The sequence below is a fragment of the Pseudomonas sp. SBT1-2 genome (assembly GCF_028640875.1).
GTDB lineage: Bacteria > Pseudomonadota > Gammaproteobacteria > Pseudomonadales > Pseudomonadaceae > Aquipseudomonas > Aquipseudomonas chlororaphis_I.
In genome coordinates this window covers 81,026-106,114 of record NZ_JAQZAA010000009.1, presented here as the reverse complement: position 1 = coordinate 106,114, position 25,089 = coordinate 81,026, and the positions used below count along the sequence as shown (strand labels likewise).

General features: G+C 61.3%; 18 protein-coding genes. 11 read left to right on the top strand and 7 right to left on the bottom strand.

Annotated elements, in window-relative coordinates:
- The first annotated feature begins 279 nt into the window (after positions 1-279).
- On the top strand, positions 280-1,494 hold the full coding sequence (locus PVZ78_RS00750; RefSeq protein WP_273828089.1) for a sugar transporter: 1,215 nt from the start codon (positions 280-282) through the stop codon (positions 1,492-1,494).
- Positions 1,495-1,625: 131 nt separating this feature from the next.
- Here the strand turns inward: PVZ78_RS00750 and PVZ78_RS00745 are convergent, their stop codons facing one another.
- Positions 1,626-5,120 (bottom strand): GLUG motif-containing protein, encoded by a 3,495-nt coding sequence (locus PVZ78_RS00745; RefSeq protein WP_273828088.1) that lies wholly within the window; start codon positions 5,118-5,120, stop codon positions 1,626-1,628.
- A gap of 1,131 nt (positions 5,121-6,251) precedes the next feature.
- On the opposite strand from PVZ78_RS00745, the gene PVZ78_RS00740 reads away from it, so the two are divergent.
- From PVZ78_RS00740 to PVZ78_RS00725, 4 genes are all read left to right on the top strand, one after another.
- Positions 6,252-6,968, top strand: coding sequence for a fimbrial biogenesis chaperone (locus tag PVZ78_RS00740; RefSeq protein WP_038631098.1), 717 nt, complete (start codon positions 6,252-6,254; stop codon positions 6,966-6,968).
- 107 nt (positions 6,969-7,075) lie between these two features.
- Positions 7,076-8,035: a fimbrial protein gene (locus PVZ78_RS00735; RefSeq protein ID WP_273828087.1), complete on the top strand. Its 960-nt coding sequence runs from the start codon at positions 7,076-7,078 to the stop codon at positions 8,033-8,035.
- 316 nt (positions 8,036-8,351) lie between these two features.
- Positions 8,352-11,210: an ATP-binding protein gene (locus PVZ78_RS00730; protein WP_273828086.1), complete on the top strand. Its 2,859-nt coding sequence runs from the start codon at positions 8,352-8,354 to the stop codon at positions 11,208-11,210.
- A 382-nt stretch (positions 11,211-11,592) separates the two neighbouring features.
- Entirely contained in the window at positions 11,593-12,414 is an 822-nt protein-coding gene (locus PVZ78_RS00725; RefSeq protein WP_273828085.1) for an alpha/beta hydrolase, read from the top strand.
- 77 nt (positions 12,415-12,491) lie between these two features.
- On the opposite strand, the gene PVZ78_RS00720 is transcribed toward PVZ78_RS00725, so the two are convergent.
- The 3 genes from PVZ78_RS00720 to PVZ78_RS00710 form a co-directional block, all read right to left on the bottom strand.
- A complete protein-coding gene (locus PVZ78_RS00720) occupies positions 12,492-13,130 on the bottom strand; it encodes a LysE family translocator (protein WP_016702183.1) in 639 nt (212 codons plus the stop codon).
- A gap of 1 nt (position 13,131) precedes the next feature.
- Complete coding sequence (locus tag PVZ78_RS00715) at positions 13,132-13,902, bottom strand: 2OG-Fe(II) oxygenase (RefSeq protein ID WP_009047808.1); 771 nt, start codon at positions 13,900-13,902, stop codon at positions 13,132-13,134.
- 101 nt (positions 13,903-14,003) lie between these two features.
- Positions 14,004-14,630, bottom strand: coding sequence for a hypothetical protein (locus PVZ78_RS00710; RefSeq protein ID WP_009047809.1), 627 nt, complete (start codon positions 14,628-14,630; stop codon positions 14,004-14,006).
- Between the two features lie 91 nt (positions 14,631-14,721).
- Between PVZ78_RS00710 and PVZ78_RS00705 the strand changes: the two genes are divergently transcribed.
- Positions 14,722-15,705: a LysR family transcriptional regulator gene (locus PVZ78_RS00705; RefSeq protein ID WP_009047810.1), complete on the top strand. Its 984-nt coding sequence runs from the start codon at positions 14,722-14,724 to the stop codon at positions 15,703-15,705.
- A 76-nt stretch (positions 15,706-15,781) separates the two neighbouring features.
- On the opposite strand, the gene PVZ78_RS00700 is transcribed toward PVZ78_RS00705, so the two are convergent.
- The gene (locus tag PVZ78_RS00700) at positions 15,782-16,189 is read right to left on the bottom strand and encodes a PA2817 family protein (RefSeq protein ID WP_007931642.1); all 408 of its coding nucleotides are present in this window, start codon (positions 16,187-16,189) and stop codon (positions 15,782-15,784) included.
- Between the two features lie 84 nt (positions 16,190-16,273).
- Positions 16,274-18,721 (bottom strand): acyl-CoA dehydrogenase, encoded by a 2,448-nt coding sequence (locus PVZ78_RS00695; protein ID WP_273828084.1) that lies wholly within the window; start codon positions 18,719-18,721, stop codon positions 16,274-16,276.
- A gap of 245 nt (positions 18,722-18,966) precedes the next feature.
- On the opposite strand from PVZ78_RS00695, the gene PVZ78_RS00690 reads away from it, so the two are divergent.
- The 4 genes from PVZ78_RS00690 to PVZ78_RS00675 all read left to right on the top strand — a co-directional run bounded on the left by PVZ78_RS00690 (position 18,967) and on the right by PVZ78_RS00675 (position 22,133).
- Complete coding sequence (locus PVZ78_RS00690; protein ID WP_009047812.1) at positions 18,967-19,626, top strand: transglutaminase-like domain-containing protein; 660 nt, start codon at positions 18,967-18,969, stop codon at positions 19,624-19,626.
- A 42-nt stretch (positions 19,627-19,668) separates the two neighbouring features.
- Entirely contained in the window at positions 19,669-20,292 is a 624-nt protein-coding gene (locus PVZ78_RS00685; RefSeq protein WP_273828083.1) for a glutathione S-transferase family protein, read from the top strand.
- 132 nt (positions 20,293-20,424) lie between these two features.
- Entirely contained in the window at positions 20,425-21,357 is a 933-nt protein-coding gene (locus tag PVZ78_RS00680) for an ABC transporter ATP-binding protein (protein ID WP_009047814.1), read from the top strand.
- A complete protein-coding gene (locus tag PVZ78_RS00675; protein WP_007931651.1) occupies positions 21,354-22,133 on the top strand; it encodes an ABC transporter permease in 780 nt (259 codons plus the stop codon). Before PVZ78_RS00680 ends, PVZ78_RS00675 begins: the two co-directional genes overlap by 4 nt.
- Before the next feature lie 48 nt (positions 22,134-22,181).
- Here PVZ78_RS00675 and PVZ78_RS00670 read toward each other — a convergent pair whose 3' ends face one another.
- Entirely contained in the window at positions 22,182-22,697 is a 516-nt protein-coding gene (locus PVZ78_RS00670) for a DUF2062 domain-containing protein (protein WP_009047815.1), read from the bottom strand.
- A 148-nt stretch (positions 22,698-22,845) separates the two neighbouring features.
- Here PVZ78_RS00670 and PVZ78_RS00665 point away from each other — a divergent pair, with 148 nt between their 5' ends.
- Positions 22,846-25,077: a DNA internalization-related competence protein ComEC/Rec2 gene (locus tag PVZ78_RS00665; protein ID WP_273828082.1), complete on the top strand. Its 2,232-nt coding sequence runs from the start codon at positions 22,846-22,848 to the stop codon at positions 25,075-25,077.
- Positions 25,078-25,089 lie beyond the last annotated feature (12 nt).

Sequence of the window (25,089 nt, the reverse complement as noted above, 5' to 3'; positions counted from 1 at the left end):
ACATAGAGCTACAGATTTTCAAAGGTCTGTAGTTCATCGAAAAAGGGTCCCATTCGGGACCCTTTTTTCGTTTCTGTCGGCAGTGGCCGAGCTTCGGTCCATTTGTCCCCTGTAGCGCGGGATGGCGCTGTTTTTCCCTTTGTCCTGTACGCTGGCGCAGTCCTGTTCGGCGCCTGCATGCTCCCGACCATGCGCCCAGCCTTTGTGAGTGTGCGCTTGGCACGGGGTTTGCGACGGTCCGGGCCTGATTGACCATCGATAGCGTGGTGCAACCTTTAAATGAGTATCTGCGTGGCGACAACTAAGGGTAATTGGCGGGCAGTCATCGCACTGGCCTTGGCGGCCTTTGTGTTCAACACCACGGAGTTCGTTCCCGTCGGGCTGTTGAGCTCGATCGGCAGCAGCTTCGATCTGTCGACGGACCGGGTCGGCCTGATGCTCACTCTCTATGCCTGGATCGTGTCCCTGACTTCGCTGCCGGTCATGCTGCTGACGCGCAACGTCGAGCGGCGCAAGCTGTTGCTCGTGCTGTTCGGGATGTTTATCGCCAGCCACATCCTGTCGGGGCTGGCCACGAGTTTTGGCATGCTGTTGCTGAGCCGGATCGGTGTGGCCTTGTCCCATGCGCTGTTCTGGTCCATCACCGCGTCTCTGGCGGTGCGTCTGGCGCCACCGGGAAAACAGGTCCAGGCCCTGGGCTTGCTGGCCACCGGTACTTCCCTGGCGATGGTGCTGGGTATTCCCCTCGGCCGATTGCTGGGCGAGGCCATGGGCTGGCGCACCACCTTTATCGTGATTGCCGGCCTGGCCACTGTGCTGGTGTTCTGGCTGGCCAGGAGCTTGCCGTTGTTGCCCAGCCAGAACTCGGGTTCTCTCAGGAGCCTGCCAATATTGTTCAAGCGGCCTGCGCTGGTGGCGCTCTATGTGTTGACGGCCCTGGTGGTTACCGCGCAGTTCACTGCCTACAGCTACATCGAGCCTTTCATCAAGGGGGTAGCCGGATTGAGTGGTGATGTGGTGACCCTCATCCTGCTGCTGTTCGGTGGGGCGGGTATTGTCGGCTCGCTATTGTTCAGCAGGTTTCACCGCTACAGCCCACAGCGCTTTCTGCTAGTGACGGTGGCCTTGCTCATTCTGTGCCTGGCATTGCTGCTGCCGTTGAGCGGGGAGGTTTCGTATCTGGGCGGGCTCAGCCTGATCTGGGGGATGGCGATCATGGGCTTCGGGCTGGCGCTGCAATCCAGGGTCCTGGTGCTCGCGCCGGACGCGACCGATGTGGCAATGGCGCTGTTTTCGGGGATCTACAACATCGGCATCGGTGGCGGCGCACTGCTTGGCAGCTGGGTAGGGGGCCAGCTCGGGTTCGCCTACATCGGCTTGGCCGGCGGCTTGCTGGCGACCTTGGCGCTGCTGTTCTACTGCGCATCCATCTACCGCCTCACCCGGTCCAGCGTTTCGGGTGTCGGCCCTGTTGAGGCCGCGGTCGAGAAGTAGAGTCCGGGAGGAGGGCGCCGAGAGGAGGCAGATAAAAAAAAGGGGCAATGATTCGGCTGAATCATTGCCCCCTTTTTTTCATTCAGACAACAAGCCCTGCTCCCCTATGACGAGGGGCAGGGTTTCTGCTCTTAGAACTGCATGCCAACCGGCGGCACCTTGGTCGCTTCACCAAAGACACTGTTGTTGGTTTGCAGATTCGAGCTGAAGTTGAAACCGAACAGACCACCGTAGAACTGTCCGGCGGAGGCAGAGCCATTGACCTTGCCGCCTGCCGATGACAGGTTCACCTTGCCGAAGTTCACCCCCGCAAGCCCGCCCATGCGTGCGCCAAAACCGCCGCTGAGGTTGCTGGTAGTTCTGGAGTTGCTGATTTCTCCTTCATTCTGCCCGGCCAGACCTCCCACGTTGCTTTGAGCGCCGCCTTTGACCGAGCCTTCGACAGAGGCATTGCCGACCTTGCCCTGCTGCCTGCCGACCAAGCCGCCGACCAGGCTGCTTATACCACCGCTCACCGTGGCGGATACCTTGGCATTGTTGATATCGCTACCTTGGCTATAGCCGACCAGGCCGCCGACCTGGCTATTGTTGCCGCCTTCCACCGTGACCGATGCCGAGGAATTGTTGATACGGCTATCCTGGCTGTGACCGACCAGACCGCCGACCAGGCTATCGTTGCGGCCCTTCACCATGGCGGATACCGAGGTGTTGGTAATATCGGTGTTTTTGCTGTAACCGACCAGGCCGCCGATTTGGCTATGGTGGTAGCCGGTCACGGTGGTGGATACCGATGAGTTGGCGATATTGTCATTTTGGCTATGGCCGACGAGACCGCCGATATGGGCATCATCGCCGCCTGTAACAGACAGGGAGGTGGAAGAGGCATTAGCGATGGAGGACTTTTCGCTATAGCCGATCAGTCCGCCGATGTTTGCCCTGTCGTTGCCTTTCACCGTGCCGGTGACCGTTACGTTATCGATACGGCTGTTCTGGTTGTAGCCAATCAGCCCACCCACATTGCTACCGTACAGACCGGACACATTGCCTTTGGCCGAGCTGTTGCTGATCGAACCGTTCTGATTCGTGCCGATCAGGCCGCCGATATTGGCATTCCTGCCGCCCTTCACTGTGCCAGAGGCCGACGCGTTATCGATGCGGCCGCCCTGGTTGTGGCCAATCAGGCCGCCCACATTTTTACCGTACAGGTCGGACACCTTGCCGCTGGCAGAACTGTTGGCGATTCGGCCACCCTGATTCTTGCCCACCAGGCCGCCGATCGCTTCCGTGCCATTGCCGGTGACCTCGCCGCTGGCGTGAGCGTTGACCAGCGAACCCTGGTTGAACCCGACCAGGCCTCCGATCCGACGCGCCTGGCTAGCCGAGACATTAGTGCTGGAGCTGGAGTTGCTGATGCGGCCATTGCCGGTGTTCTCCCCGACCAGGCCGCCGATGTTCAGGTTGACGCCGGCGAGGTTGATCGTGCCGGTGCTGGAGGAGTTGGCGATGACGCTGTCGCGGTTCGAGCCCACCAACCCACCCGCGCTTCTGAAACCATCATTCGCCTGGCCCGCGAGAGTGATATCGGCATGGCTATTGGTGATTCTCGCCGTGCCATCGGGGTTGGAGACGCTTTCACCCACCAGGCCACCCATTGCCATGGTGTACCTGTTGCCGATCACCTGGCCGCTGATCGAGGCGTTGGCGATTTCGCCGTTCAGGTTGAGACCGACCAGGCCACCCAGGGAGTTGAAATAAGACCCCGCGGTCACCCGTATATCCTTGGCTTTGACATTGCGGATGCTGCCCATATTCAACCCGGTAAGGGTGCCGATGCTGTAGCTGGAGGAGGAGCCATTGGTTGAAATGCGTTCGAGGTTCAGGTTGCTGATCTGACCCAGGTTCGCGCTGAACAGTCCGACAAAGGCGGTGGTGCCATAGATCGACAGATCGCTGATGGTATTGCCCAGGCCATCGAGGGCACCGGTGAAGGCGCTGTCTTCGCCAAGGGTTTTGAAGCTACCTTGGCCGGTGATTTTGTTACCCAGCACATAGCGGCCATTCAAGTTGTTTTCGATATCGCGCAGTTGCTTCAGGTTCTGCACCACCTGGTAGGACTCGCCGTTGGCACTGAAGCGGGCATCCGCACCGGAGAGGGTGACGCTCTTGTCATCCTTGAGGCTGTGGCCGTTTTTGGAATTCAACTCCAGGCTGGCTCCCGATCCACTCAACGCGACATTGTCATTCAGGCGGATGCCGCCCTGCGCGGCATTCAGGGCCAGGGCTGCGCCGGCGCCGGTGGCGTTCAATGCCGCATTCAGCTGGACGTCGCCGCGTTCGGCGGTCAGGCCGAGCTTGTTGCCGCTGTTCCAGGAAACCGCCTTGTTGACCGACAGGTTGCCCTTGCTGCTCAGTTCGACGTTGGTCCGGTCCAGGTTCTGGGCCAGAGTGTCGGCATGCAGTGTCGGGGCAGCACCGGTGGTGCCACCTGTTCCGTTGTTGCCGTTGATACCGCCACCGATGACCAGGCCGCGGGTGCTGTTTTCTGCCTTGGAAGCGCTCACCTCGTCCGAGCGGATCTTCCAGGTACCGGTCGATCCCTTGTCGGCGCGGGTGTCCACTTGCGCGGCCAGCTGCACTTCGACCCGGGCGCCGCGGTTTTCCACCACGCCGCCGTTGCCCTGGCCACCCAGGGCGCTGGCGTCCTGGCGTCCGGCCACCTGGACGATACCGTTGTCGCCACCGTCGAGGACAATCTTGCCGGCCTTGTTCTGCAAGGTCTTGGCCTCGATCACGCCCTGGTTGCTCACCACGTTTTTCAGCAGGCTGCTGGCGCTGCTGGCGGTCATCAACACCTGGCCGCCGTCGGCCTTGAGCAGGCCACCGTTCTGCACCAGGGCATCCACCGCGGCACCGTTCACCTGCAGGTTGAGCAGGCCGTTGCCGTCGAAGTTGACACTGAAGTCCTTGCCCGCGCCCAGTGCGATGCTACCCATCTGCGCCTGGATCACTCCGCTGTTGCTGACCTGGGCGCCGAGCAGGGCGACGCTGCCGCCTTCGCTGGCGGTGATCTGGCCGGCGTTGCTCACGGCAGCGCTGGAGTTGCCGGTGAAGCGGTAGGTGCCGTCGAGGAAATCCTTGTCACTGATGTTCTGGGTGGAGGCCACCAGGCCACCGACGTTGACCTGGGCGGACTTGCCGAAGACCACGCCATTGGGGTTGATCAGGAACACCTTGCCGTTGGCGTTGATGCGGCCCTGGATATCACTGCCCTGGGTGCCGACCACTCGGTTGAGGGCGACCGATTGGCTGCCGGGCTGATGGAAGCTGACGCTTTCGTCGCCGGCGACGCTGAAGTCGTTCCAGTTGGCGATCACTTTGTTGCTCTGCTGCTCGACGGTCATGTGTTTGCCGTCATTGCTGGTGTGGATGCCGGCCTCGCCCGCGACTATCGCCGCTCCTCCCGGCAGGGCGAAGACCGGGGCTTGGGCCAGCAGGCCCAGCAGCGAGAAGCCGGCGGCGATCACGACCTTGAGTCGGCTTGATTTGCCCCGGCGCCGGGTGCCTTCGCTGGCGACGTTCCAGCAACCAGTGGCCTGGTTCCAGATCAATGCATAACTTTTGTTCATGGTGCGTCCTCTATGTGAATACTCTGCTGGTCCCCCCAGCAGAACGGGTACTACGGGTGCGGAGCAGGAATGACGGCCTGCTCCGAAGCGATCGTGAAAGGCCGTGTATCAGCCCTCCCAAGCCATGGGGTGAGGGAGAAGGAGGGAAGAACGCTTGGTCCGTCGGGTGCTGCGCCAATACGCAATCGCGGGCTGTTTCTCTCAACCAAATTGGATTTCGTGCACTTGGGACCGATTGTTTGGATGGGGTATGAAAAACCTTTATCGAGTCATGGGCTTTAAAGGGGGTTCCATACTTTCGATGTTCGATTGACTTGTTTGCTTCAAGCATTAATTGGCGCGGCTGTGGAGCCTTCTGGGAGTTGCTTGTATTTGCTGGTTGGGCCGGGGTGATTAATTAAGCAAAAGGCAGGGGGCAAAAAAACCAGAACTTTCTTAACTGGTGGTTAGCCCTTTCCTGTTTGAATGGGGAGGCAGGAGGCTCTTGCTCGCTGCTGTTGAGGCTTGTCCTGCCTCACGCTGTAAAAGGGCCGCATTGACGGGCTTTGTGCCATACCCCGCGCTGCTTTTGTTTTGGCTGCATGCTCGGACCGCTTCTGGCTAGCCTCTTTTTTGGAGGCGAGGCGCGGCGGTATTGGGAAGTTTCAGTGTCGCTGAAAGTTTTGCGTGGTGATTGTTGGAATTGAGGTTCGGATATAAATGATGGGGCGGTTATTTGTCTTGAGGGAGTCGACCTATATTCGCTTGATCTCCAGATTTTTATATTGCGTTTGTTTTTGTCGGTAGTCAGGTCGATGGGGCATGAAGTTAGCAGTCATATTATTTAAATAACGGCCGCACATTCATATCGACCTGAAAATTCAGGGTTGCAAATACCCAAGGAGTCGTCCTGGGGGGCGCTGCCTGTGCTTACGATTTCCGCGCTGGATATTGGCGCGACGGCCCAGAATCAGGGGGATTTTGAGAGTCGTCCTACTGATAATAAGAATTATCTCATGTAAATTTCCTCCCCACGATCCATTCGAACGTTACTCATATCGGCACAGTGGCCTTATCGCGCCATCGATATTTTTCACTAAGGCGAAACACTGGGCCTCAGCCGTTCGATTCACACGGAGTAGAGCATTTACCGTGAAGATTCCAGTCATCGCCGGAGTGATTCTGGCCAGCTTGTCCCTGCTTTTTTCTACCTCTTCCCAGGCTGGCATCAATCTGGAAAACACCCGTGTGGTGCTTGCGGCACCGAGCAAGGAAGCCTCCCTGGTGATCAAGAACAGCGCGGCCGAGGACCTGATGTTCCAGGCCTGGATAGAGGGGGCTGACAAGAGCGAGGATGTGCCCTTCGCCCTCACCCCGGTGCTCAAGCGCCTGAGTGGCGAGCAGCAGCAAGTGCTGCGCATCCTCTACAGCGGCAAGGGCTTGCCGACCGACAAGGAGTCGGTGTTCTGGCTGAACGTGCGCGAGGTCCCGCAAAAGTCCCGGGAGGACAATACCCTGCAAATCGCCGTGCAGCAGCGTCTCAAGCTGTTCTACCGGCCAGCCGGGCTACCGGGAAAGGTCGTGCAGGCCCCGCAACAGCTCAAGTGGCGGCTGCTGGCCAAAGACGGCAAACCCTATCTGGAAGTGACCAATCCATCGGCTTTCCATCAGTCTTTTGCCGCGATCACGTTGCGGATGGGAAGCAAGAGTTTCACTGCACCGATCGATATGGTCGCGCCGACCACCACTGCCCAGGTCGAGATTCCCGAACTGCCGAACGGCGTCCAGGCCAACGACCTCAAGGTTGAATTCGAAGTCATTGGTGATTACGGCGGAATCCTCAAATACGACAGCACTATCTCCGGCTGAGGTTTGGCGTCTTTTTGGTAGCGACGGAAACTTTCTTGCTACTTCTTTTGGCCATCATCGATTTGTACTCGGACACTTAACGGGGCGTGGGAAGGAATTCTATTTATATGCGAAAACTGGTACTTGTCTTGATGTTTTTATCCGGTCTGTTTGTTCGGGAGGCGTTTGCAATTTGTACGTATCCAGATATCCCGCGAGCGCTGGACATCGTTTTACCCTCTCAGGCCGCCATTAAGGAAGCTCCTATTGGAGGGGAACTTGCCAGGCATGAGGTGAGGCTCTGGAGTGGTTCTTTTACGTGCTCTGATGATTACCAGGAGCTCACTATCCGCATCAGTACTGCACTGAAACCATCGGCGATACCTAAGGTTTATGAAACAGGTGTCAAAGGCCTTGGCGTTCAATTCTGTTTGAACTGGTGGGGTTCTTTGGTGTGTCCTTTCTATAGCCAGGGGCTTCATAACTTGGGAGGTAAGGCGCTCCCTTCGTATCTAGTAACGAGGATCATCCGCACGGGCCGCGATGTAGAGTCAGGAAAAAGTGTACCCATGGCGTTCACCATAGATTGGGTAGCCGGAGGTGCTGCCCTTCAGGTCAAAGGGCAAGGCACTACCGAACTGGTCAACGATGTGTATTTTTCCGGATGCGAGTCGGTGGGCGCGGCGGTCAATGTGCAGATGGGTAAACAAACCATCCAGCACATCAAGAATGGTAGCGCCAGGGAGGTGCCGTTCAACTTCGATGTGCGCTGTAGCGGGTTGACGTCTGGTGCAAAAGTTCCGGTGAAAGTCTACTTCGAAGGCACCTCCCAGGCCGACGGCATGCTCAAGCTTTCCAATCTGGGCCAGTCCGGTGTCGCATCGGGGGGGGGAATTTCCCTGGTCAACGACAAGGGCGTCAAGTTGCCGTTCGACATCGCCCGATCCGTCGCTCTCGACTGGAACAGGGATGCTGCCGATGGCTCCATTTACCGATTCTCCGGCAAAGCCAAGTACGCTCCGACAGGGGACGAGATGAAACCGGGCAAAGGCGATGCGACCATGAGCTTCGTTATCAACTACAACTGATTGCTATTGGCGGCGGGCACAAATCCTTTTGCTCGCCGACCTGTTCCCAGCCCGGCCGGATCTCTGTCGCCAGCCCGCTGTTATCCAGCTTTTCCGAGCGCGCCAGAGAGCAAATGGAAGGCCGCTCAAGAGAGGTTCTCGCCGCTGATTTCACAACAGCCGGCGCCCGGCTAGAATACCGACGGATCACTCTTGATCCATCCCCTATTTGCCACAGATCAAAGCGTCACTTTCCATAAGAGGGTGATGCTGTTGTTCGTGGGGCAATGGCCCGCTTGCGCCGGTTGCCGGGGTTCGAATTCCAGGAAGGTATTCCATGATTCCAGCGTGCTGTCGGATTGTCGTTCTCTGCCTGTTACTTGCTCCATCGCCGCTACTGCTCGCGCAGGAATCAGACATCTCGCTTATCGCAAGGGTGGCAGTGACCAGCCGACCATGGCTGAGCGAAGCAGACCGCCAGTGGCTGGCAAGCAGAGGTCCGCTCACGATCGGCGTGGCACTGCCCGACTACCCGCCGCTGGGCATGCTCGACGTCAATCGCTTTCAGGGAATCACCGCGGACTATCTGGCCTTGCTGTTCGAAGTCCCCCCTCACGTCCGTCTGTTTGCTTCCCGGCAGGCGGCGTTGGCCGCCTTGCACAATGGCGAGATCGACCTGGTCGGCGGTGGCTCCGCGGTGGATGCCGAGGACCACGGCCTGCTACTGACCCAGGCCTATGAACCGAACCAACCCGTGCTGGTAACAGCCGAGAGCCGCCCCTTCGACCCAGAGAAAACCGGCACCCGGCTGGGCGTATTTGCCGGCTATCGTGCCGAGGAAAAAGTCTCCGCCGCTTATCCGAACAGCCAGGTCCTGCCCTTTATCTCGCCGCTGCGCGCGCTCGAGGCATTGAGCCTGGGTGAGGTCGATGGGGTGATCGACGATGCGGTGTCGGCTCACTACCTGATCAACATCAACTACCTGCTGGACCTGCATATCGAAAACTTCGCTCCGGTGGAAAGCCGTGGTTTTGGTTTCCTGGTGCGCGCTTCCGATACGCGATTGCATGGCGTGATCGAACGCGCCTTGCCGTCCATACGCTCGCGGCATAGCGAAAAGATCCTGCGTAACTGGAGTGCGGGGAGCAGCCTGCGCCTGACCCAGCAGCGCGTGAAACTGACGCCCGCCGAGAACCGTTGGCTGGCGGCACACCCGGAAATCCCGGTGAGCGTCAGTGACTCTCTCGGAGCATTGGGGCAACTGGACAGCGGTGGGCAGGTACGGGGTATCGGCCCCGATTACCTCAAGTTGATCAGCCAGCGAAGCGGCCTGACGTTTCGCCCTGTCCGGGCGCAGAACTATACCGAGATGAAGGCGCAGATAACCCAGAGCCAGACCCTGATGACCTCGGTCACCTCGGCAGATCCTGATACCGAGGCGGATATGGATATCCTCCTTCCTTATCTGAGAAGCTCGGTCGTGCTGATGGCCGGACCACGATCCGCCCGCACCCAGGGCAGCCCTTTTCATAGCCTTGAAGACCTGCAAGGCAAGCGCCTGGCCAGCGTCCCCGGCTACTTCATCAACCCGATCATCCAGCAGGACTATCCAGATATCCGGCTACAGATCTATCCCAACTTTTTGGAGGCCATGCGCAGTGTCGATGACGGACGTAGCGACGCGTTCATCGGCAGTGACTACACCGGCCGTTTCCTGTCCGCGCAGCGTTTCAACAATCGCTTGCGGGTGATCGGCATTCTCGACGAGTTCTCCCGGCCGGTCAGCCTTGGGGTGCTGAAGGGGCAGGAAGAGTTGCGCAGCATCCTGGAGAAGGCTCAGGTCGCCATTACCCCGGAGGAGGTGGCGGACATCGTGGCGCATTGGGAACCTCGTATTTCTACCACCGGCAGCCATTTCTGGCGTGATCACCGCAGTAATATCCTGCGGCTCGGCGGTGTATTCGGCTTGCTGGTCCTGCTGTCGCTGATCTGGGGTTTCTACCTGACCCGCCAGGTGCGCAAGACTCGCCAGGCCGAAGGCGAGCTGGCGCTGGCGCGGGAGAAGGCCGAAGCAGCCAACGAGGCCAAGAGCGTGTTCCTGTCCACCATGAGCCATGAGATCCGAACCCCGCTGAACGCCATCATCGGCCTGCAGGAAGTGGTGCAGCAGAAGGCCGAACGGGGCGAGCTGGACCAGGCTTCGCTGGCGATCGCGCAAGAGGCCGCGCAGGGGCTGCTGTTGCTGCTCGGCAATGTGCTCGACCTGACCCGGATCGAGTCCGGCATGATCGATTCCGCACCGGAGCCGGTGCAGCTCAAGGCGCAGATTGAAGCTATCGCGCCCCTGGTGGTCGGCATGGCGCGGCAGAAGCACCTGGCGTTCGAGATGCAGTTCACGGGCGACATGGAGCAATGGGTACTGATCGATCCGCTGCATTTGAAACAGGTGCTGTTCAACCTGTTGAGCAACGCCATCAAGTTCACCGAGCGGGGCAGGGTGACGCTGCATGCCTCGGGCCGCCGGGAGGCAGAGCATCTGCACCTGGTGCTGGAGGTGATCGACAGCGGTATCGGTATCTCGGAGGAGGATCAGGCCAGGTTGTTCCAGCCATTCTCCCAGGTCGGCTCGGCCCAGGCCGGGCAAACCTTTGGCAGCGGCCTGGGGCTGAATATCACCCGGCAATTGGTCGAACTCATGGGCGGCTGCATCGTCCTGAGCAGCGAGCCGGATATCGGCTCCTGCTTCAGCGTGACCCTGCAACTGCCCCTGGCCGAGGCGCCTGCCGAAGCCGCGGCAGAAGTGCCACAAGCGATCACGGAGGCGCTTTCGCTGAACATCCTCGTTGCCGAAGACAATGCGTTCAGCCGGCTGACGCTGGAAGAGCAATTGCTGGTCCTGGGGCATCGCGTGACGCTGGTCGAGGATGGGCAGGCGGCCTGGGAAGCCTGGCTGGCTGCCGAGTACGACGTGTTGATCACCGACAGCCAGATGCCGCGCCTGGGCGGCTATGACTTGACCCTGCGCATCCGCCAGAAGGAGCGCGAGGAGGGGCGCAGGCGCTGCTGGATCCTTGGTGCGACCGCCAGCGCCGAGGATGCGGAAACCCAGCGCTGCCTGTCCGCCGGGATGGACGATGTGGTGTTCAAGCCCCTGACGCAGCAGGTGCTGCGCCAGGCGCTGGAGAATACTCAATGAGCCCCAGGGCTGGACTGAACACGACGAACCGGTCACCAGGAAAGCATTCCGACAATCCCATCACGGACGATGGCGGCGCTGGTTGAGCTCGCCCAGCGCCGCCCGTTCGCTCAAGGTGGCTGGTAAGAAAAATCCTATAAGTTTTAAGAATCGACTGATTTACGTCTGACATGGGCTCCACTCACTCTTTAACGCATTCGCGCCGCGTTCTGCCCACCTTCCTGCCTACAACCCCCACCACGCGTGGCACTCCTCGCACAGAGAGCAGCCGTGGACAGCGAAGCCGATCCCCTGAAGTCACCCTGGCCAATACGGATAAGTCCGAACGAACCGCAGATCGCTGGCCAAGCTCTTTCAAACATTCCTTCCACCGGAGATGACAATGACCCTTCTCTATCGCGACATGAATCAAGCCCAACTCGATGCGGCGTACAACAATACGCAAGCGGTGCCGGATTTCCCCGGTATCTACGCCGCCTTGCAGGCGCGTAGCGCCAGTTTCTATGCCTCTGCGGCCGGTCGCCTCAACCTGTCTTACGGCACGGCGCCTCGACAGCGTTATGACTGGCTGCCTTGTGGAAAAGCCGACGCCCCGACGCTCATCTTCATCCATGGCGGGTATTGGCAGAATTGCAGCAAGGAAGACTTTGCATTTATCGCCGCCGGGCCCCTGGCGGCGGGGTTCAACGTCGTCCTGGCCGAATACACGCTTGCGCCGCAAGCCTCGATGACCCAGATCGTCAGCGAGATTGGCAGCCTGCTCGAGCATCTCCAGGCCGACGCCGATCAACTGGGGATCGCAGGGCACAAGGTGGTCTTGAGCGGGCACTCGGCAGGCGGACACCTGGCGCTGCAGTTCCGCTCGCACCCATGGGTGACCGATGTCCTGGCCATCAGCGCACTGGTCGACCTGGAACCCATCAGCCTGTCGTGGCTGAACGAGAAGCTGAGTCTCTCGGAGGCGGAAATCGATGCGTATAGCCCGCTGCACCATATCGACAATGGCGCGAATACATGGGTGGCGGTAGGCGCCGACGAGCTGTCGGAACTGGTCCGCCAGTCCGATGAATACGCCAAGCAGGCCTTGGCTCGAGGAGAGTCTGTGCGGCTGGTTCACGTGCCGGGTTGCACGCACTTTTCAGTACTGGATGAAATGGCAAAACCGCAGGGAGCCCTGCTTCAGGCCCTGTCATCCATCCGTTGACCGTGGATCTGCACTGAGCAAAGCCTGGATCGAGCCGCCAGTTGCCGGCGGCTCGATCGAGCAGGGCGTTGGGAGGCTTACATCGACAGGATCAGGCGCCCGGCGAACAGAATCAGGATCACCCCCATGGTCCGTTCGAACCAATGGCCCATGCGCATGAACAGCAAGCGCACCCGCGGGCTGGAAAAGAACAGCGCGACGATCACGAACCACAGCGCGTTCACGCAACACATCCACACGCCGTAGAGCGCCTGCACCTTGAGGGGCGTGGTGGCGCTGATCACCGTGGTGAAAATCGCCAGGAAGAACAGCGTGGCCTTGGGGTTGGTGGCGTTGGTCAGAAAGCCGGTCATGAAGGCCTTGGGCAAAGTCTGCCGCTGTGCTTGATCATTACCCGCATCGCTGCCTTCGATCGAAGTCTTGGGCTTGCTGCGCAGCAGGCTGACTCCGAGATAAAGAATGTAGGCACCGCCCACCACCTTGGCCACACTCAGCAGCCATGGCGTGGTGTGCATCAGCGCACCGACCCCCAGCAGGGTGTACAGCACATGCACGGAAATCCCCGCGCCGATGCCGATGGCCGTGCACAGCCCGACCACCCGGCCAAAGCGCACGCTCTGGCGGATGGTCACGGCAAAGTCGGGCCCGGGAGCCACCACGGCGAGAAAGTGGATGGTCGCCAGGGCCAGGAATTCGCCTAGATAGTTGGAAAGCATTTCAACTCCAGAAGGTCAGGGGGGACGAGCTGCCGCGATAGCCGACAAAAAAGGAAAGGCTCAGGCGCGGGTTGGCCACCCCCGGGGTGACGGCGTGCATGCGCCTTGAATTGAACATGATGAAATCCCCGGGCTCCGGGCGGACTTCCAGCGAGGGTGTGCCGAGCAGGGTGGGATCGATGCCGTAGCTGTCGCCGCGCATCTCGTCGAACTGGTCGGGTGAAATATCGTGATTCCACATCTGCAGGGCGCCGCCGGCCTCGGGCATGTTCAGATAGAGGTTGCAGGCGAACTGCGCTTCCAGGCTGTGGGCCTGGAAGCTGTCGGGGGCGTCCTTGGCGAAAATGTCGTGATGGGCGAGGAAGCACACGCCGGGCTTCACCACCCGGGACAGGCCGACGTACATCTTGCGCCCGTACAGGTTTTCCAGGTGGGCGCCAGCGGGCCAGGACTCGTCGAGCATGCAGCGCAGGGTGTCGACAGGAGAGGCGTAGGGCGCGCAGCGCGAACGCAGTTCGTCGATGTTGGCGGTGGCGCGCTCGAAATAGTCCTCGATCAGCAGCGGCTGGTTTTCCGCTTCGTAAAACGCCATGCCGATACGGCCGATGCTGGGAGCGTTGATGTAGCCCTCGAAGCCGGGAGCGAGAATCTTGTCGCCCAGCTGGATCGCCTGGGCGTGCGGCAGGAAGTTCTTGATGCGCAGGGCGAGCACTTGTTCCTGGGCCAGTTTTTTTATGCACGTCTCATCGAGACGCTCGACGTCAAGCATCATCTGCAGATCCCTCTATCCGATAGTCGTCGAACCCGCGCACGCGGGTTTCCCCTGTGTCAGGCGATGCGTCGTGTGATGTGCAAGGCGACACCGCCGATGAATCAGTCCACGTGGTAGTGAACCGAAAGCATTCCTTTCTTTTGCGAGAGGGAGGCGATAGTGACGTTGCCCAATTCCTTCAGGCGCTTCACGTGGGTACCACCGCAACCATAGGCGGGAAGCTCGCCAAAACCGATTTCCCGCGAACCTTCACGCAGCGAGACCAGGCGCGGCAGGTCGGCGGCAATCCAGTGATCGATGCCATTCTGCAGGCTGTCGACGTCGAGTTCCTGCGGACTGTCGCCGGGCTTGAAGGACACGCGGCCCTCGCCAGGCCAGTGATGGGCCTTGACCGGGACCCAGCCGCGGGTTTCGCCGAAATGGCCGATCAGGTGCCCGGCCGAGTGCATGCGGGTATTGAACTGGCGGCGCTGTTCATCGACCTGGACCTGGACCATGCCCGGTTGCACCGGCTGGCTGACGTAATGAACGATCCGCTCGGGTTCCTGGACCACGCGCAATACCTGGCTTTCGCCGATCCAGCCGGTATCGCAGGGTTGGCCGCCGCCTTGGGGATGAAAAATCGTGGCACGCAGGACCACCGCGAATTCGTTGTCCTGCGGGGTGCATTCGAGCACTTCAACGTTGGCCTTGAGTTCATCATTATGAAAAAAGAGGCGAAGCGTCATATTCCGTGCCCTTATTAAAATGTCTTTTTTAATTATATGGTGCGGCGGAATTGCGTGATAATCCGTTCAAACCTCAAAGGACTGTTGTGCTGTGAGCATAAATCTCCCCCTTCCGCTGCTGGGTGAAATGGCGATTTTCGTCAAGGTCGTCGAGGTCGGCAGCTTCTCCGAAGCCGCGCGCCAGCTGGGCTCTTCACCGTCGGCGGTGAGCCGCAGCATTTCTCGGCTGGAGAAGGCGCTGGCGATTCGCCTGCTGCAACGCACCACGCGCAAGTTGCGCTTGAGCGAAGGGGGCGAGGAGGTGTTCAAGCGTTGCAGCGAGATGGTCAGCGCCGCCAAGTCGGTGATGGAAATCAGCGGTCAATTCACCCATGAGGCCGAAGGGCTGGTGCGGGTCAGCGTGCCCAAGGCGGTGGGGCGTTTTGTCGTGCATCCCTATATGCCCGAGTTTCTGCGACGCTATCCCAAGGTCGATGTCGAGCTGTTGCTGGAAGATCGCAACATCGACCTGATCGACGATAACGTCGACCTGGCCATCCGCATCACCGATCGACCGCCGGCGGGGCTGGTCGGGCGCCAGTTGCTGACCATCGACCATATGCTGTGCGCCACGCCGCAGTACCTGGCCGAGCACGGGACGCCGAGCCATCCCCACGACCTGCTCAACCACAGCTGCATTTACCTGGGCGAAACCCCCAGCGATGCGCGCTGGAAGTTCAAGAAGGGCAGCAAGTCGGTGACCGTCGGCGTGCGCGGGCGTTATGCGGCCAATCACACCGGGGTAAGGCTGGGGGCGGTGCTGGAGCATATTGGCATCGGCAGCTTGCCGTACTTCACCGCGCGGCATGCCCTGGAGCAGGGCTTGCTGGTGCAGGTTCTGCCGGACTGGACGTTTCTCGCCTCCTACCATGGCGGCGCCTGGTTGCTGCATTCGCCGACCCGTTACCTGCCGCCGAAGCTGCGGGTATTCATCGATTACCTGGTGGAGTGCCTGGCCAAGGAGCCGACCTTGAGTCGGCAGGGCAAGCAGGAAGCCAAAGGCTACGAACAGCCCGAAGGCGATGGCGCCGGCTGAGCCAGCCGCTCATGGGCAGAAAAACAAAAGGCCCGCCGGTTCAACCGTGCGGGCCTTTGGAGTGTCCGGGCCGGACTCAGTGCTTGCTGTCCTGGGCGGAGAGCGCCAGCAGCTGCTTTTCCTGGTTCCAGTCGAACGGTTCATCGTTCTGCTCGGCCTCGTAGCGGCGTTCTTCAAGCGCCTGGTACAGGTCGATTTCTTCGTCGGGCATGTAGTGCAGGCAATCCCCGGCGAAGAACCACAGCAGGTCGCGCGGTACCAGATGGGCGACCTGTGGATAACGCTGCATCACCTGGCACAGCAGATCCTGGCCCAGGTACTGGCTTTCGATCGGGTCGATCGGCAGCGAGGCGCGCAGTTCGTCGAAGCGTTCCAGGAACAAGGCATGGCTTTCTTCGGGAACCTGCTCGGCTTCACCCACGGCGACCAGGATACTGCGCAAATGGTCGAGCAGGACGAGGTGATCGGCGACGACGTTGGACATGACATGAGTCCTCAACAGCAAAACGGGCGCGGGAGTATATAGCTCCCGCGCCCGGTTTCATAATCCGCCTGACGGTCTTGCGCCTTAGCGGGTTTTCCCTTCGCTCAGGGTCAGCTCTTCCTTGGCGAAGTCATCGACGTCGATGACTTTGCGGCGGGCGGCTTCAGCCTCGCGCAGGGTCTGGGCTTCCACCGGTTGCAATACGCCGGCTTCCAGCGCGGCGTCGATGGCATGTTCGCCGGCGACCGGTTTGAGCTGGCCGCTTTTCAGCGCCTCGTGCAGTTTTTTCTGCAGAGGATGGCTGGCGCTCAACAAGTCGAAGGCCTGTTGCAGGGCGCCGACCGGGTCCTCTGCCGATTGTGGGCGGTAGCAGCCAGCCAGCAGTTCTTCCAGGGTCGGGTCGCCCTTGGCCCGGCCGATGATCGCGGCGACCTCGGCATCCAGTTCATCGGACGGGCCTTTGTGGCGGCGGCCGAAGGGGAAGACCACCACCCGTAGCAGGCAACCCAGCACCCGGTTCGGGAAGTTCTCGAGCAGTTCGTCCAGCGCCCGTTCCGACTGGCCGAGGCTTTCTTCCATGGCCCAGGTGAACAGTGGCTGCAGATGCTCCGGCGAATCCAGGTCGTGGTAGCGCTTGAGGGCGGCGGAGGCCAGGTACATATGGCTGAGCACGTCGCCGAGGCGTGCCGACAGGCGTTCGCGACGTTTCAGTTCGCCACCCAGCAGCATCATGCTCAGGTCGGCCAGCATGGCGAAGGCCGCGGCCTGGCGATTGAGGGCTCGGAAATAACCCTGGCTGAGCTTGTCCCCCGGCGCTTGTTCCAAGTGCCCCAGGCCCAGGTTCAGCACCAGGGTGCTGGCCGCGTTGCTCACGGCAAAGCCGATGTGCTTGAGCAGCAGGCCGTCGAATTCCACCAGCGCCTGATCGTGGTCTTCGCGCCCGGCCAGGGCCATTTCCTTGAGCACGAACGGATGGCAGCGAATGGCGCCCTGGCCGAAGATCATCAGGTTGCGCGAGAGGATGTTCGCGCCCTCCACGGTGATGAAGATCGGCGCGCCTTGCCAGCTGCGGCCCAGGTAGTTGTTCGGGCCCATGATGATGGCCTTGCCGCCGTGCACGTCCATGGCGTGGCTGATGCACTCGCGGCCGCGTTCGGTCAGGTGGTACTTGAGAATCGCCGACAGCACCGAGGGTTTTTCCCCCAGGTCGACGGCATTGGCCGTGAGCATGCGCGCGCTGTCCATCAGCCAGGCGTTGCCACCGATGCGGGCCAGGGCTTCCTGGATGCCTTCGAAGGTGTTGAGCGGGACGTTGAACTGCTCACGCACCTGGGCATATTGGCCGGTCACCAGGCTGGTGAACTTGGCCGCGCCGGTGCCGACGGCCGGAAGGGAAATGGAGCGGCCGACCGACAGGCAGTTCATCAGCATCATCCAGCCCTTGCCGAGCATTTCCTGGCCGCCGATAAGGAAGTCCAGGGGGATGAACACGTCCTTGCCGGAGTTCGGGCCGTTCATGAAGGCGGCGCCGAGCGGCAGGTGGCGGCGGCCGATTTCCACGCCGGGGGTGTCGGTCGGAATCAGCGCCAGGCTGATCCCCAGGTCTTCATCCTCGCCCAGCAGGTGGTCCGGGTCGTAGGCCTTGAAGGCGAGGCCGAGGAGGGTGGCGACCGGGCCCAGGGTGATGTAGCGCTTTTCCCAGTTCAGGCGCAGGCCGATGGTTTCCTCGCCTTGCCATTGGCCTTTGCAGATCACCCCGGTATCGGGCATGGCGCCAGCGTCGGAGCCGGCCAGCGGGCCGGTGAGGGCGAAGCACGGGATATCGTCGCCACGGGCCAGCCGCGGCAGGTAGTGGTTACGCTGTTCGTCGGTGCCGTAATGCAGCAGCAATTCGGCCGGGCCGAGGGAGTTGGGGACCATCACGGTGGACGCCAGGTCGCCGCTGCGGGTTGCCAGTTTCATCGCCACTTGCGAGTGGGCATAGGCGGAGAAACCCTTGCCGCCGAACTCCTTGGGAATGATCAGGGCAAAGAAGCCGTGTTGCTTGATGTGCTCCCAGGCCGCGGGCGGCAGGTCCATGGACTGGCCGATCTGCCAGTCGCTGACCATGGCGCACAGTTCTTCGGTGGGGCCGTCGATGAAGGCCTGTTCCTCTTCGCTCAGTTGCGCTTTCGGGTAGGCCAGCAGTTTGTTCCAGTCCGGACGGCCGCTGAACAGTTCACCGTCCCACCAGACCGTGCCGGCATCGATGGCGTCGCGTTCGGTTTGCGACATCGGCGGCAGGACTTTCTGGAACCAGCTGAACAGCGGGGCGCTGAAGTACTTGCGGCGCAGGTCGGGCAGTAGCAAGGGCGCCGCCACCGCGGCCAGCAATACCCAGAAGATCAGCAGCAACCAGCCCGGTGCATGGCTGAAGGCGCCCATGGCCAGCAGGTAGACGGCCACCACGCCCAGGGCGGGCAGGGGGGCGATGCGGCGGTGGGCCAGGTAGGCAATACCGACCAGCAGAACCAGTATCCACAACAACAGCATATTTAATCCTCCGTGAAGCCAGGGGCAAAATCACCCAAAGAGCTTAGTCGGCATCCGACAAAAGGGGTGACAGGGCAGTGCGCTTGAAGCGGTAAGAAGAAGCGGACGCAGCGCGTCAGGCATCGGGTCAGCAGCTTGTCGATCTTGTCAGGCTCGAAGCGGCAGCCTCTGATGTTTGGCCGAAACGTCGTTATCGCTGGGATGAGGCCGTCGTTAGACTCGAGACTTCACTCGGAGATATCCCCATGCACGAGTACTTGAGTCCCAGCCGCTTCATCGATAGTGACCATCCCGCGGTGGTGGAGTTCGCGGAAACTCATCGTGGCCCCAGCAGCGATCCGCTGGAGCAGGCGGTGAACCTCTATTACGCGGTGCGCGAGGCCGTGCGCTACAACCCCTACACCTTCAGTCGCGACCCCGAGACCCTGCGTGGCAGCCATGCCCTGGCCGCGGGCGAAAGTTACTGCGTGCCCAAGGCCACCCTGCTCGCCGGTTGTGCGCGGCATTGCGGGATTGCCGCGCGGATCGGCCTGGCGGACGTGCGCAATCACCTGTCGACCCCGCGTTTGCTGGAATTGCTGCGCAGCGACGTGTTTGCCATGCACGGTTATACCGAGCTTTACCTGCAAGGGCGCTGGGTCAAGGCCACGCCGGCGTTCAACCGGAAACTCTGCGAGATGTACGATGTGGCGCCACTGGAGTTCGATGGCCGTCATGACAGCGTATTCCATCCCTTCAACCGCCAGGGTGAGCAGATGATGGAGTACGTGCTGGACCACGGACAGTTCGCCGACGTCCCCGAGACCTTCTTCTTCAAACACCTGGAAACCTGTTATCCACATCTGTTCGGCGAGCAGATGCCGATGCTGCTGGGCGACATGCAGAGTGATTTGAGTCAGGTCTGATCCGGCGTAGACTGCCTCGGCATTCATCACTGAGGAGCGGTCATGCTGAAGATCTGGGGTCGGAAAAACTCGTCGAATGTCAGGAAAGCATTGTGGTGCGCCGAAGAACTCGGCCTGACCTACGAGGCGGTGGATGCCGGTGGTGCCTTCGGTGTGGTGGACACCCCGGCGTATCGGGCGATGAACCCCAATGGGCGGATTCCGCTGATCGAGGACGACGGCTTCGTGCTGTGGGAATCCAACACCATCGTGCGTTATCTCGTCGCGCGCCATGCCGCCGGTACGGCCTGGTACCCGGACGATGTGCGGGCGCGGGCCTCGGCCGAGAAGTGGATGGACTGGACCACCTCGACCTTTGCCGAACCCTTCCGCCACCTGTTCTGGGGTGTGCTGCGCACGCCGGCGGACCAGCAGGACTGGGACAAGATCAATGCCGCGCTGAACAGCTGCGGCGAATTGCTGGCGGTGGTCGACCAGGCCCTGGTCGAACATCCCTACCTGTCCGGCGACGAAATCGGCATGGGCGATATCCCCCTGGGCAGTTTCATTTATGCCTGGTTCGAAATGCCCATCGAGCGCCCGCCATTGTCTAATCTGCAAGCCTGGTACGCACGCTTGCAGCAGCGTCCGGCCTATCGCAAGGCGGTGATGACCGCGTTGACTTAATACTGACTATCAACACAGGTGACTGTACTTGTGCGGCGTCGGCAAGCACCATTGGGTGTATCCGGCGCCGTTGCAATGCAGGCGATCCGCCCTTACCTATAATGTTCTCCCTTCTTGGTGCGTAAATCCGATATGAGTTCCGCTCTGTCCATCCGGCAGCTAACCAAAACCTACGGCAACGGTTTCCAGGCCCTGAGTGGTATCGATCTGGATGTCGCCGAAGGTGACTTCTTCGCCTTGCTCGGCCCCAACGGTGCCGGCAAATCCACCACCATCGGCATCCTCTCGACCCTGGTAAACAAGACCAGCGGCACGGTGAGTGTCTTCGGCCATGACCTGGACCGCGAGCCCGCCGCGCTCAAGCGTTGCATCGGCGTGGTGCCGCAGGAGTTCAACTTCAACCAGTTCGAGAAGACCTTCGACATCGTCGTGACCCAGGCCGGTTACTACGGCATCCCGACCAAGGTCGCCAAGGAGCGGGCCGAGCAGTACCTGACCCAGCTGGGGCTGTGGGACAAGCGTGATGTGCCGTCGCGCTCGCTGTCCGGCGGCATGAAGCGCCGGCTGATGATCGCCCGCGCCCTGGTGCACGAGCCGCGCCTGTTGATCCTCGACGAACCAACCGCTGGCGTGGACATCGAGCTGCGTCGTTCGATGTGGACCTTCCTCACCGAACTGAACCAGAAAGGCATCACCATCATCCTCACCACCCATTACCTGGAGGAGGCTGAGCAGCTGTGCCGCAACATCGGCATCATCGATCACGGCACCATCGTCGAGAACACCAGCATGCGCCAGCTGCTCAGCCAGCTGCATGTGGAAACCTTCCTGCTCGACCTGAAGACCGACATGAAGGTGGCGCCGCAACTGATCGGCTATCCGAGCAAGCTGGTCGACAGTCACACCCTGGAAGTCCAGGTCGACAAGGCCGTGGGCATCACCGCGCTGTTCAGCCAGTTGGCCCAGCAGAACATCGAAGTGCTGAGCCTGCGTAACAAAACCAATCGCCTTGAGGAGTTGTTCGTGTCCCTGGTGGAGAAAAACCTGTCGAAGGTGGCGGTATGAGTTCCGAGCTACGGCCCAACCTTGTCGCGCTGAACACCATCGTCTATCGCGAAGTCCGGCGTTTTACCCGGATCTGGCCGCAAACCCTGCTGCCGCCGGCGATCACCATGGTTCTGTACTTTGTGATCTTCGGCAACCTGATCGGCCGGCAGATCGGCGACATGGGCGGTTTCACCTACATGGAGTACATCGTGCCGGGCCTGATCATGATGTCGGTGATCACCAACTCCTACGGCAACGTGGTCTCGAGTTTCTTCGGCAGCAAGTTCCAGCGCTCCATCGAGGAATTGATGGTGTCGCCGGTATCGCCGCACACCATCCTCATCGGCTACACCCTGGGCGGTGTGCTGCGGGGGCTGGCGGTGGGCGTGATCGTGACGCTGCTGTCGCTGTTCTTCACCCATCTGCAAGTGCACCACCTGGGCATTACCTTGCTGGTGGTGGTCCTGACCGCGACCATCTTTTCGCTGCTGGGTTTTATCAACGCGGTATTTGCACGCAACTTCGACGATATCTCGATCATCCCGACCTTCGTGCTGACCCCGCTGACCTACCTGGGCGGCGTGTTCTACTCCATCACCCTGCTGCCACCGTTCTGGCAGACGGTGTCGCTGGCCAACCCGGTGCTGCACATGGTCAACGCGTTCCGTTTCGGCATCCTGGGGGTTTCCGACATCCAGATCAGCGTGGCCATTACCTTCATGCTGGTCGCCACCGTGGTCCTGTACTTCGGTTGTGCCCGCCTGCTGGTCAGCGGTCGCGGCATGCGCCAGTAAGCCTGCGCAGATACAACAACGGCCTCCCTCGGGAGGCCGTTTGCGTTTCTACAGCCGGCTCTGCCTGCGGCGGCGCCATTGCCGGCCGACCCACCAGCGCCAATACAGCATGGTCAGGCAATAGGCGAGGGCGCCCAGCACCAGGCCGGCCACCACCGAGCCCAGCAGGAAGGGTTGCCAGAGAGTCGAGAGTTCGCCGCTGATCCATTCCCAGGTCAGCTCGTCGGGCAGGGTCCGGGCGGGCACGTTCATCAACCAGGCACCGACCTGATAGGTGCAGAAAAACACCGGCGGCATGGTGATCGGATTGGTCAGCCAGACCAGGCTCACGGCAATCGGCATGTTGCCGCGCACGGAAATGGCCAGCACCGCGGCCAGCAACATTTGCGCCGGGATCGGCATGAAGGCCGCGAACAGGCCGACCGCCATGGCGCGTGCCACGGAGTGCCGGTTGAGGTGCCAGAGGTTGGGGTCATGCAGCAACGTGCCAAGAAAGCGTAAGGACTTGTGTTCCCTGATGCTGGTTGGATCTGGCATGTAACGTTTGAATAGGCGCCGGGGCATAAGGCTTCTCGGTCAGTTCAAGCGGCAAGTATGCCCGGATTCTAGAAGGCGCCCATTCAGACTTTGTGACAAATGATAAAGCTGGCGCCCTGTCCGCTGAGCTAAGCCAGAGAGTGGGAACACTCAAAAACTGCTCAAGGACGGGCTTATGCGCACAGGGATGCTGGCGTTGGCGGCGGGGCTTTTGAGCCTGCGCTTTTTGCCGGCGCTGCCAGCGATCGGATGGCTGGCAGTGCTGCCGGTGGTGGCCTTGATGCTGCTGCCGTTTCGCACCTATCCATTGGCTTTTTTCCTGTTGGGCCTGGCGTGGGCTTGCGTGAGTGCGCAATGGGCGCTGGACGATCGTTTGCCGGAACCGCTCGACGGACAGACCCGCTGGCTTGAGGGCCGGGTAGTGGGACTGCCGCAGCAGGCCGAGGGCGTGCTGCGTTTCGAACTGGAAGGCGGGCGGGCACGGCGCGGACGGATTCCCCAGCGCCTGCGCCTGGCCTGGTATGGCGGGCCGCCGGTGCACAGCGGCGAACGCTGGCGCCTGGCGGTAAAACTCAAGCGGCCCGCTGGGCTGGTCAATCTGCAGGCCTTCGATCACGAGGCCTGGCTGCTGGCTCAGCGCATTGGCGCCACGGGCACGGTCAAGGATGGGCAACTGCTGGCCGCCACGCAGGAGAGCTGGCGTGCGCGCATTCGCCAACGCTTGCTGCAAGTCGATGCCCAGGGGCGCGCCGGTGGCCTGGCGGCCCTGGTGCTGGGTGACGGCTCGGGGCTGAGCCGGGAGGATTGGCGTGTCCTGCAAGACACCGGGACCGTGCACCTGATGGTGATTTCCGGGCAGCACATCAGTTTGCTGGCTGCCGTAATGTATGCCCTGGTGGCGGGGCTGGCCCGCTACGGCCTGTGGCCCGGACGTTGGCCCTGGCTGCCCTGGGCCTGTGGGCTGGCGTTCGCTTCGGCCCTGGGGTACGGATTGCTGGCGGGCTTCGATGTGCCGGTGCGTCGTGCCTGCGTGATGGTTGCTCTGGTACTGATCTGGCGCCTGCGCTTTCGTCACCTGGGGGCCTGGTGGCCGTTCCTGCTGGCGTTGAATGCGGTGCTGTTGTTCGAGCCCCTGGCCAGCCTGCAGCCAGGGTTCTGGCTGTCCTTTACCGCGGTGGCGGTGCTGATCCTGATCTTTGGCGGGCGTCTGGGGGGCTGGCGCTGGTGGCAGTCCTGGACCCGTATTCAATGGTTGATCGCCATCGGCCTGTGCCCGGTGCTGCTGGCGCTGGGGTTGCCCATCAGCCTCAGCGGGCCGCTGGCCAATCTGCTGGCGGAACCCTGGATCAGCCTGTTGGTGCTGCCGCCGGCGTTGCTCGGCACCTTGTTCCTGGCGGTGCCCTACCTGGGCGAAGGCCTGCTCTGGCTGGCCGGCGGTTTGTTGGACTTGCTGTTCCGCGGTCTGACGCTATTGGCTGCCCAATGGCCGGCATGGGTAGCGCCGGCCATACCGCTCTGGGCCTGGAGCATCAGTGCGCTGGGGGCCTTTCTGCTGTTGCTGCCCGCTGGTGTGCCGCTGCGTCCCTTGGGATGGCCGATGCTGCTGTTGATGGTGTTTCCGCCGAAAAACACTCTGCCATACGGCGAGGCGGAAGTCTGGCAACTGGATGTCGGGCAGGGGCTGGCGGTACTGGTGCGGACTCGCGAGCACGCAATGCTGTACGACGCCGGCCCGCGTTTGGGCGACTCCGACCTGGGCGCGCGGGTGGTACTGCCATCATTGCGCAAGCTGGGCATTGCGCGCCTCGACCTGATGCTGCTCAGCCACGCCGATGCTGATCATGCCGGTGGTGCCGATGCCGTCCAGCGCGGCTTGCCGGTGGCCAGGCTGGTCAGCGGCGATCCCGAGGGCTTGCCGGCCTATTTGCCGGCAGAGCCTTGCGCCAGCGGCGAGCAATGGCAATGGGACGGGGTACGTTTTGCCCTGTGGCAATGGGCGGATGCGCAGAACGGCAACCAGAAGTCCTGCGTGATGCAGGTCGAGGCCAAGGGCGAGCGTTTGCTGCTGACGGGGGATATCGACGCCCTGGCGGAGCGCGCGTTGCTGGATACTCCGCTGGCCGTCGAGACCCATTGGTTGCAGGCGCCACACCATGGCAGCCGCAGCTCGTCGTCCCCGGCCTTGCTCAAGGCCCTGGCGCCTTCGGCAGTGCTGATTTCCCGAGGGCACGGCAATGGCTTCGGGCATCCGCACCCGCAGGTCGTCGAACGTTATCGCCAGCAAGGGACCGCCATTTACGACAGCGCGGAGCAAGGAGCGCTGCGGTTGATGCTGGGCACCTACACCGAACCGACGAGCCTGCGGGCGCAGCGACGCTTTTGGCGCAAATGGCCACTATCTCCTTAAATAACCGAGAGT

Bases quoted from the DNA above. Each gene is read 5' to 3' on its own strand.
- PVZ78_RS00750 (WP_273828089.1), top strand. From the start codon at position 280: ATGAGTATCTGCGTGGCGACAACTAAGGGTAATTGGCGGGCAGTCATC.
- PVZ78_RS00745 (WP_273828088.1), bottom strand. From the start codon at position 5,120: ATGAACAAAAGTTATGCATTGATCTGGAACCAGGCCACTGGTTGCTGG.
- PVZ78_RS00735 (WP_273828087.1), top strand. From the start codon at position 7,076: ATGCGAAAACTGGTACTTGTCTTGATGTTTTTATCCGGTCTGTTTGTT.
- PVZ78_RS00730 (WP_273828086.1), top strand. From the start codon at position 8,352: ATGATTCCAGCGTGCTGTCGGATTGTCGTTCTCTGCCTGTTACTTGCT.
- PVZ78_RS00725 (WP_273828085.1), top strand. From the start codon at position 11,593: ATGACCCTTCTCTATCGCGACATGAATCAAGCCCAACTCGATGCGGCG.
- PVZ78_RS00720 (WP_016702183.1), bottom strand. From the start codon at position 13,130: ATGCTTTCCAACTATCTAGGCGAATTCCTGGCCCTGGCGACCATCCAC.
- PVZ78_RS00715 (WP_009047808.1), bottom strand. From the start codon at position 13,902: ATGATGCTTGACGTCGAGCGTCTCGATGAGACGTGCATAAAAAAACTG.
- PVZ78_RS00710 (WP_009047809.1), bottom strand. From the start codon at position 14,630: ATGACGCTTCGCCTCTTTTTTCATAATGATGAACTCAAGGCCAACGTT.
- PVZ78_RS00700 (WP_007931642.1), bottom strand. From the start codon at position 16,189: ATGTCCAACGTCGTCGCCGATCACCTCGTCCTGCTCGACCATTTGCGC.
- PVZ78_RS00695 (WP_273828084.1), bottom strand. From the start codon at position 18,721: ATGCTGTTGTTGTGGATACTGGTTCTGCTGGTCGGTATTGCCTACCTG.
- PVZ78_RS00690 (WP_009047812.1), top strand. From the start codon at position 18,967: ATGCACGAGTACTTGAGTCCCAGCCGCTTCATCGATAGTGACCATCCC.
- PVZ78_RS00685 (WP_273828083.1), top strand. From the start codon at position 19,669: ATGCTGAAGATCTGGGGTCGGAAAAACTCGTCGAATGTCAGGAAAGCA.
- PVZ78_RS00680 (WP_009047814.1), top strand. From the start codon at position 20,425: ATGAGTTCCGCTCTGTCCATCCGGCAGCTAACCAAAACCTACGGCAAC.
- PVZ78_RS00675 (WP_007931651.1), top strand. From the start codon at position 21,354: ATGAGTTCCGAGCTACGGCCCAACCTTGTCGCGCTGAACACCATCGTC.
- PVZ78_RS00670 (WP_009047815.1), bottom strand. From the start codon at position 22,697: ATGCCCCGGCGCCTATTCAAACGTTACATGCCAGATCCAACCAGCATC.
- PVZ78_RS00665 (WP_273828082.1), top strand. From the start codon at position 22,846: ATGCGCACAGGGATGCTGGCGTTGGCGGCGGGGCTTTTGAGCCTGCGC.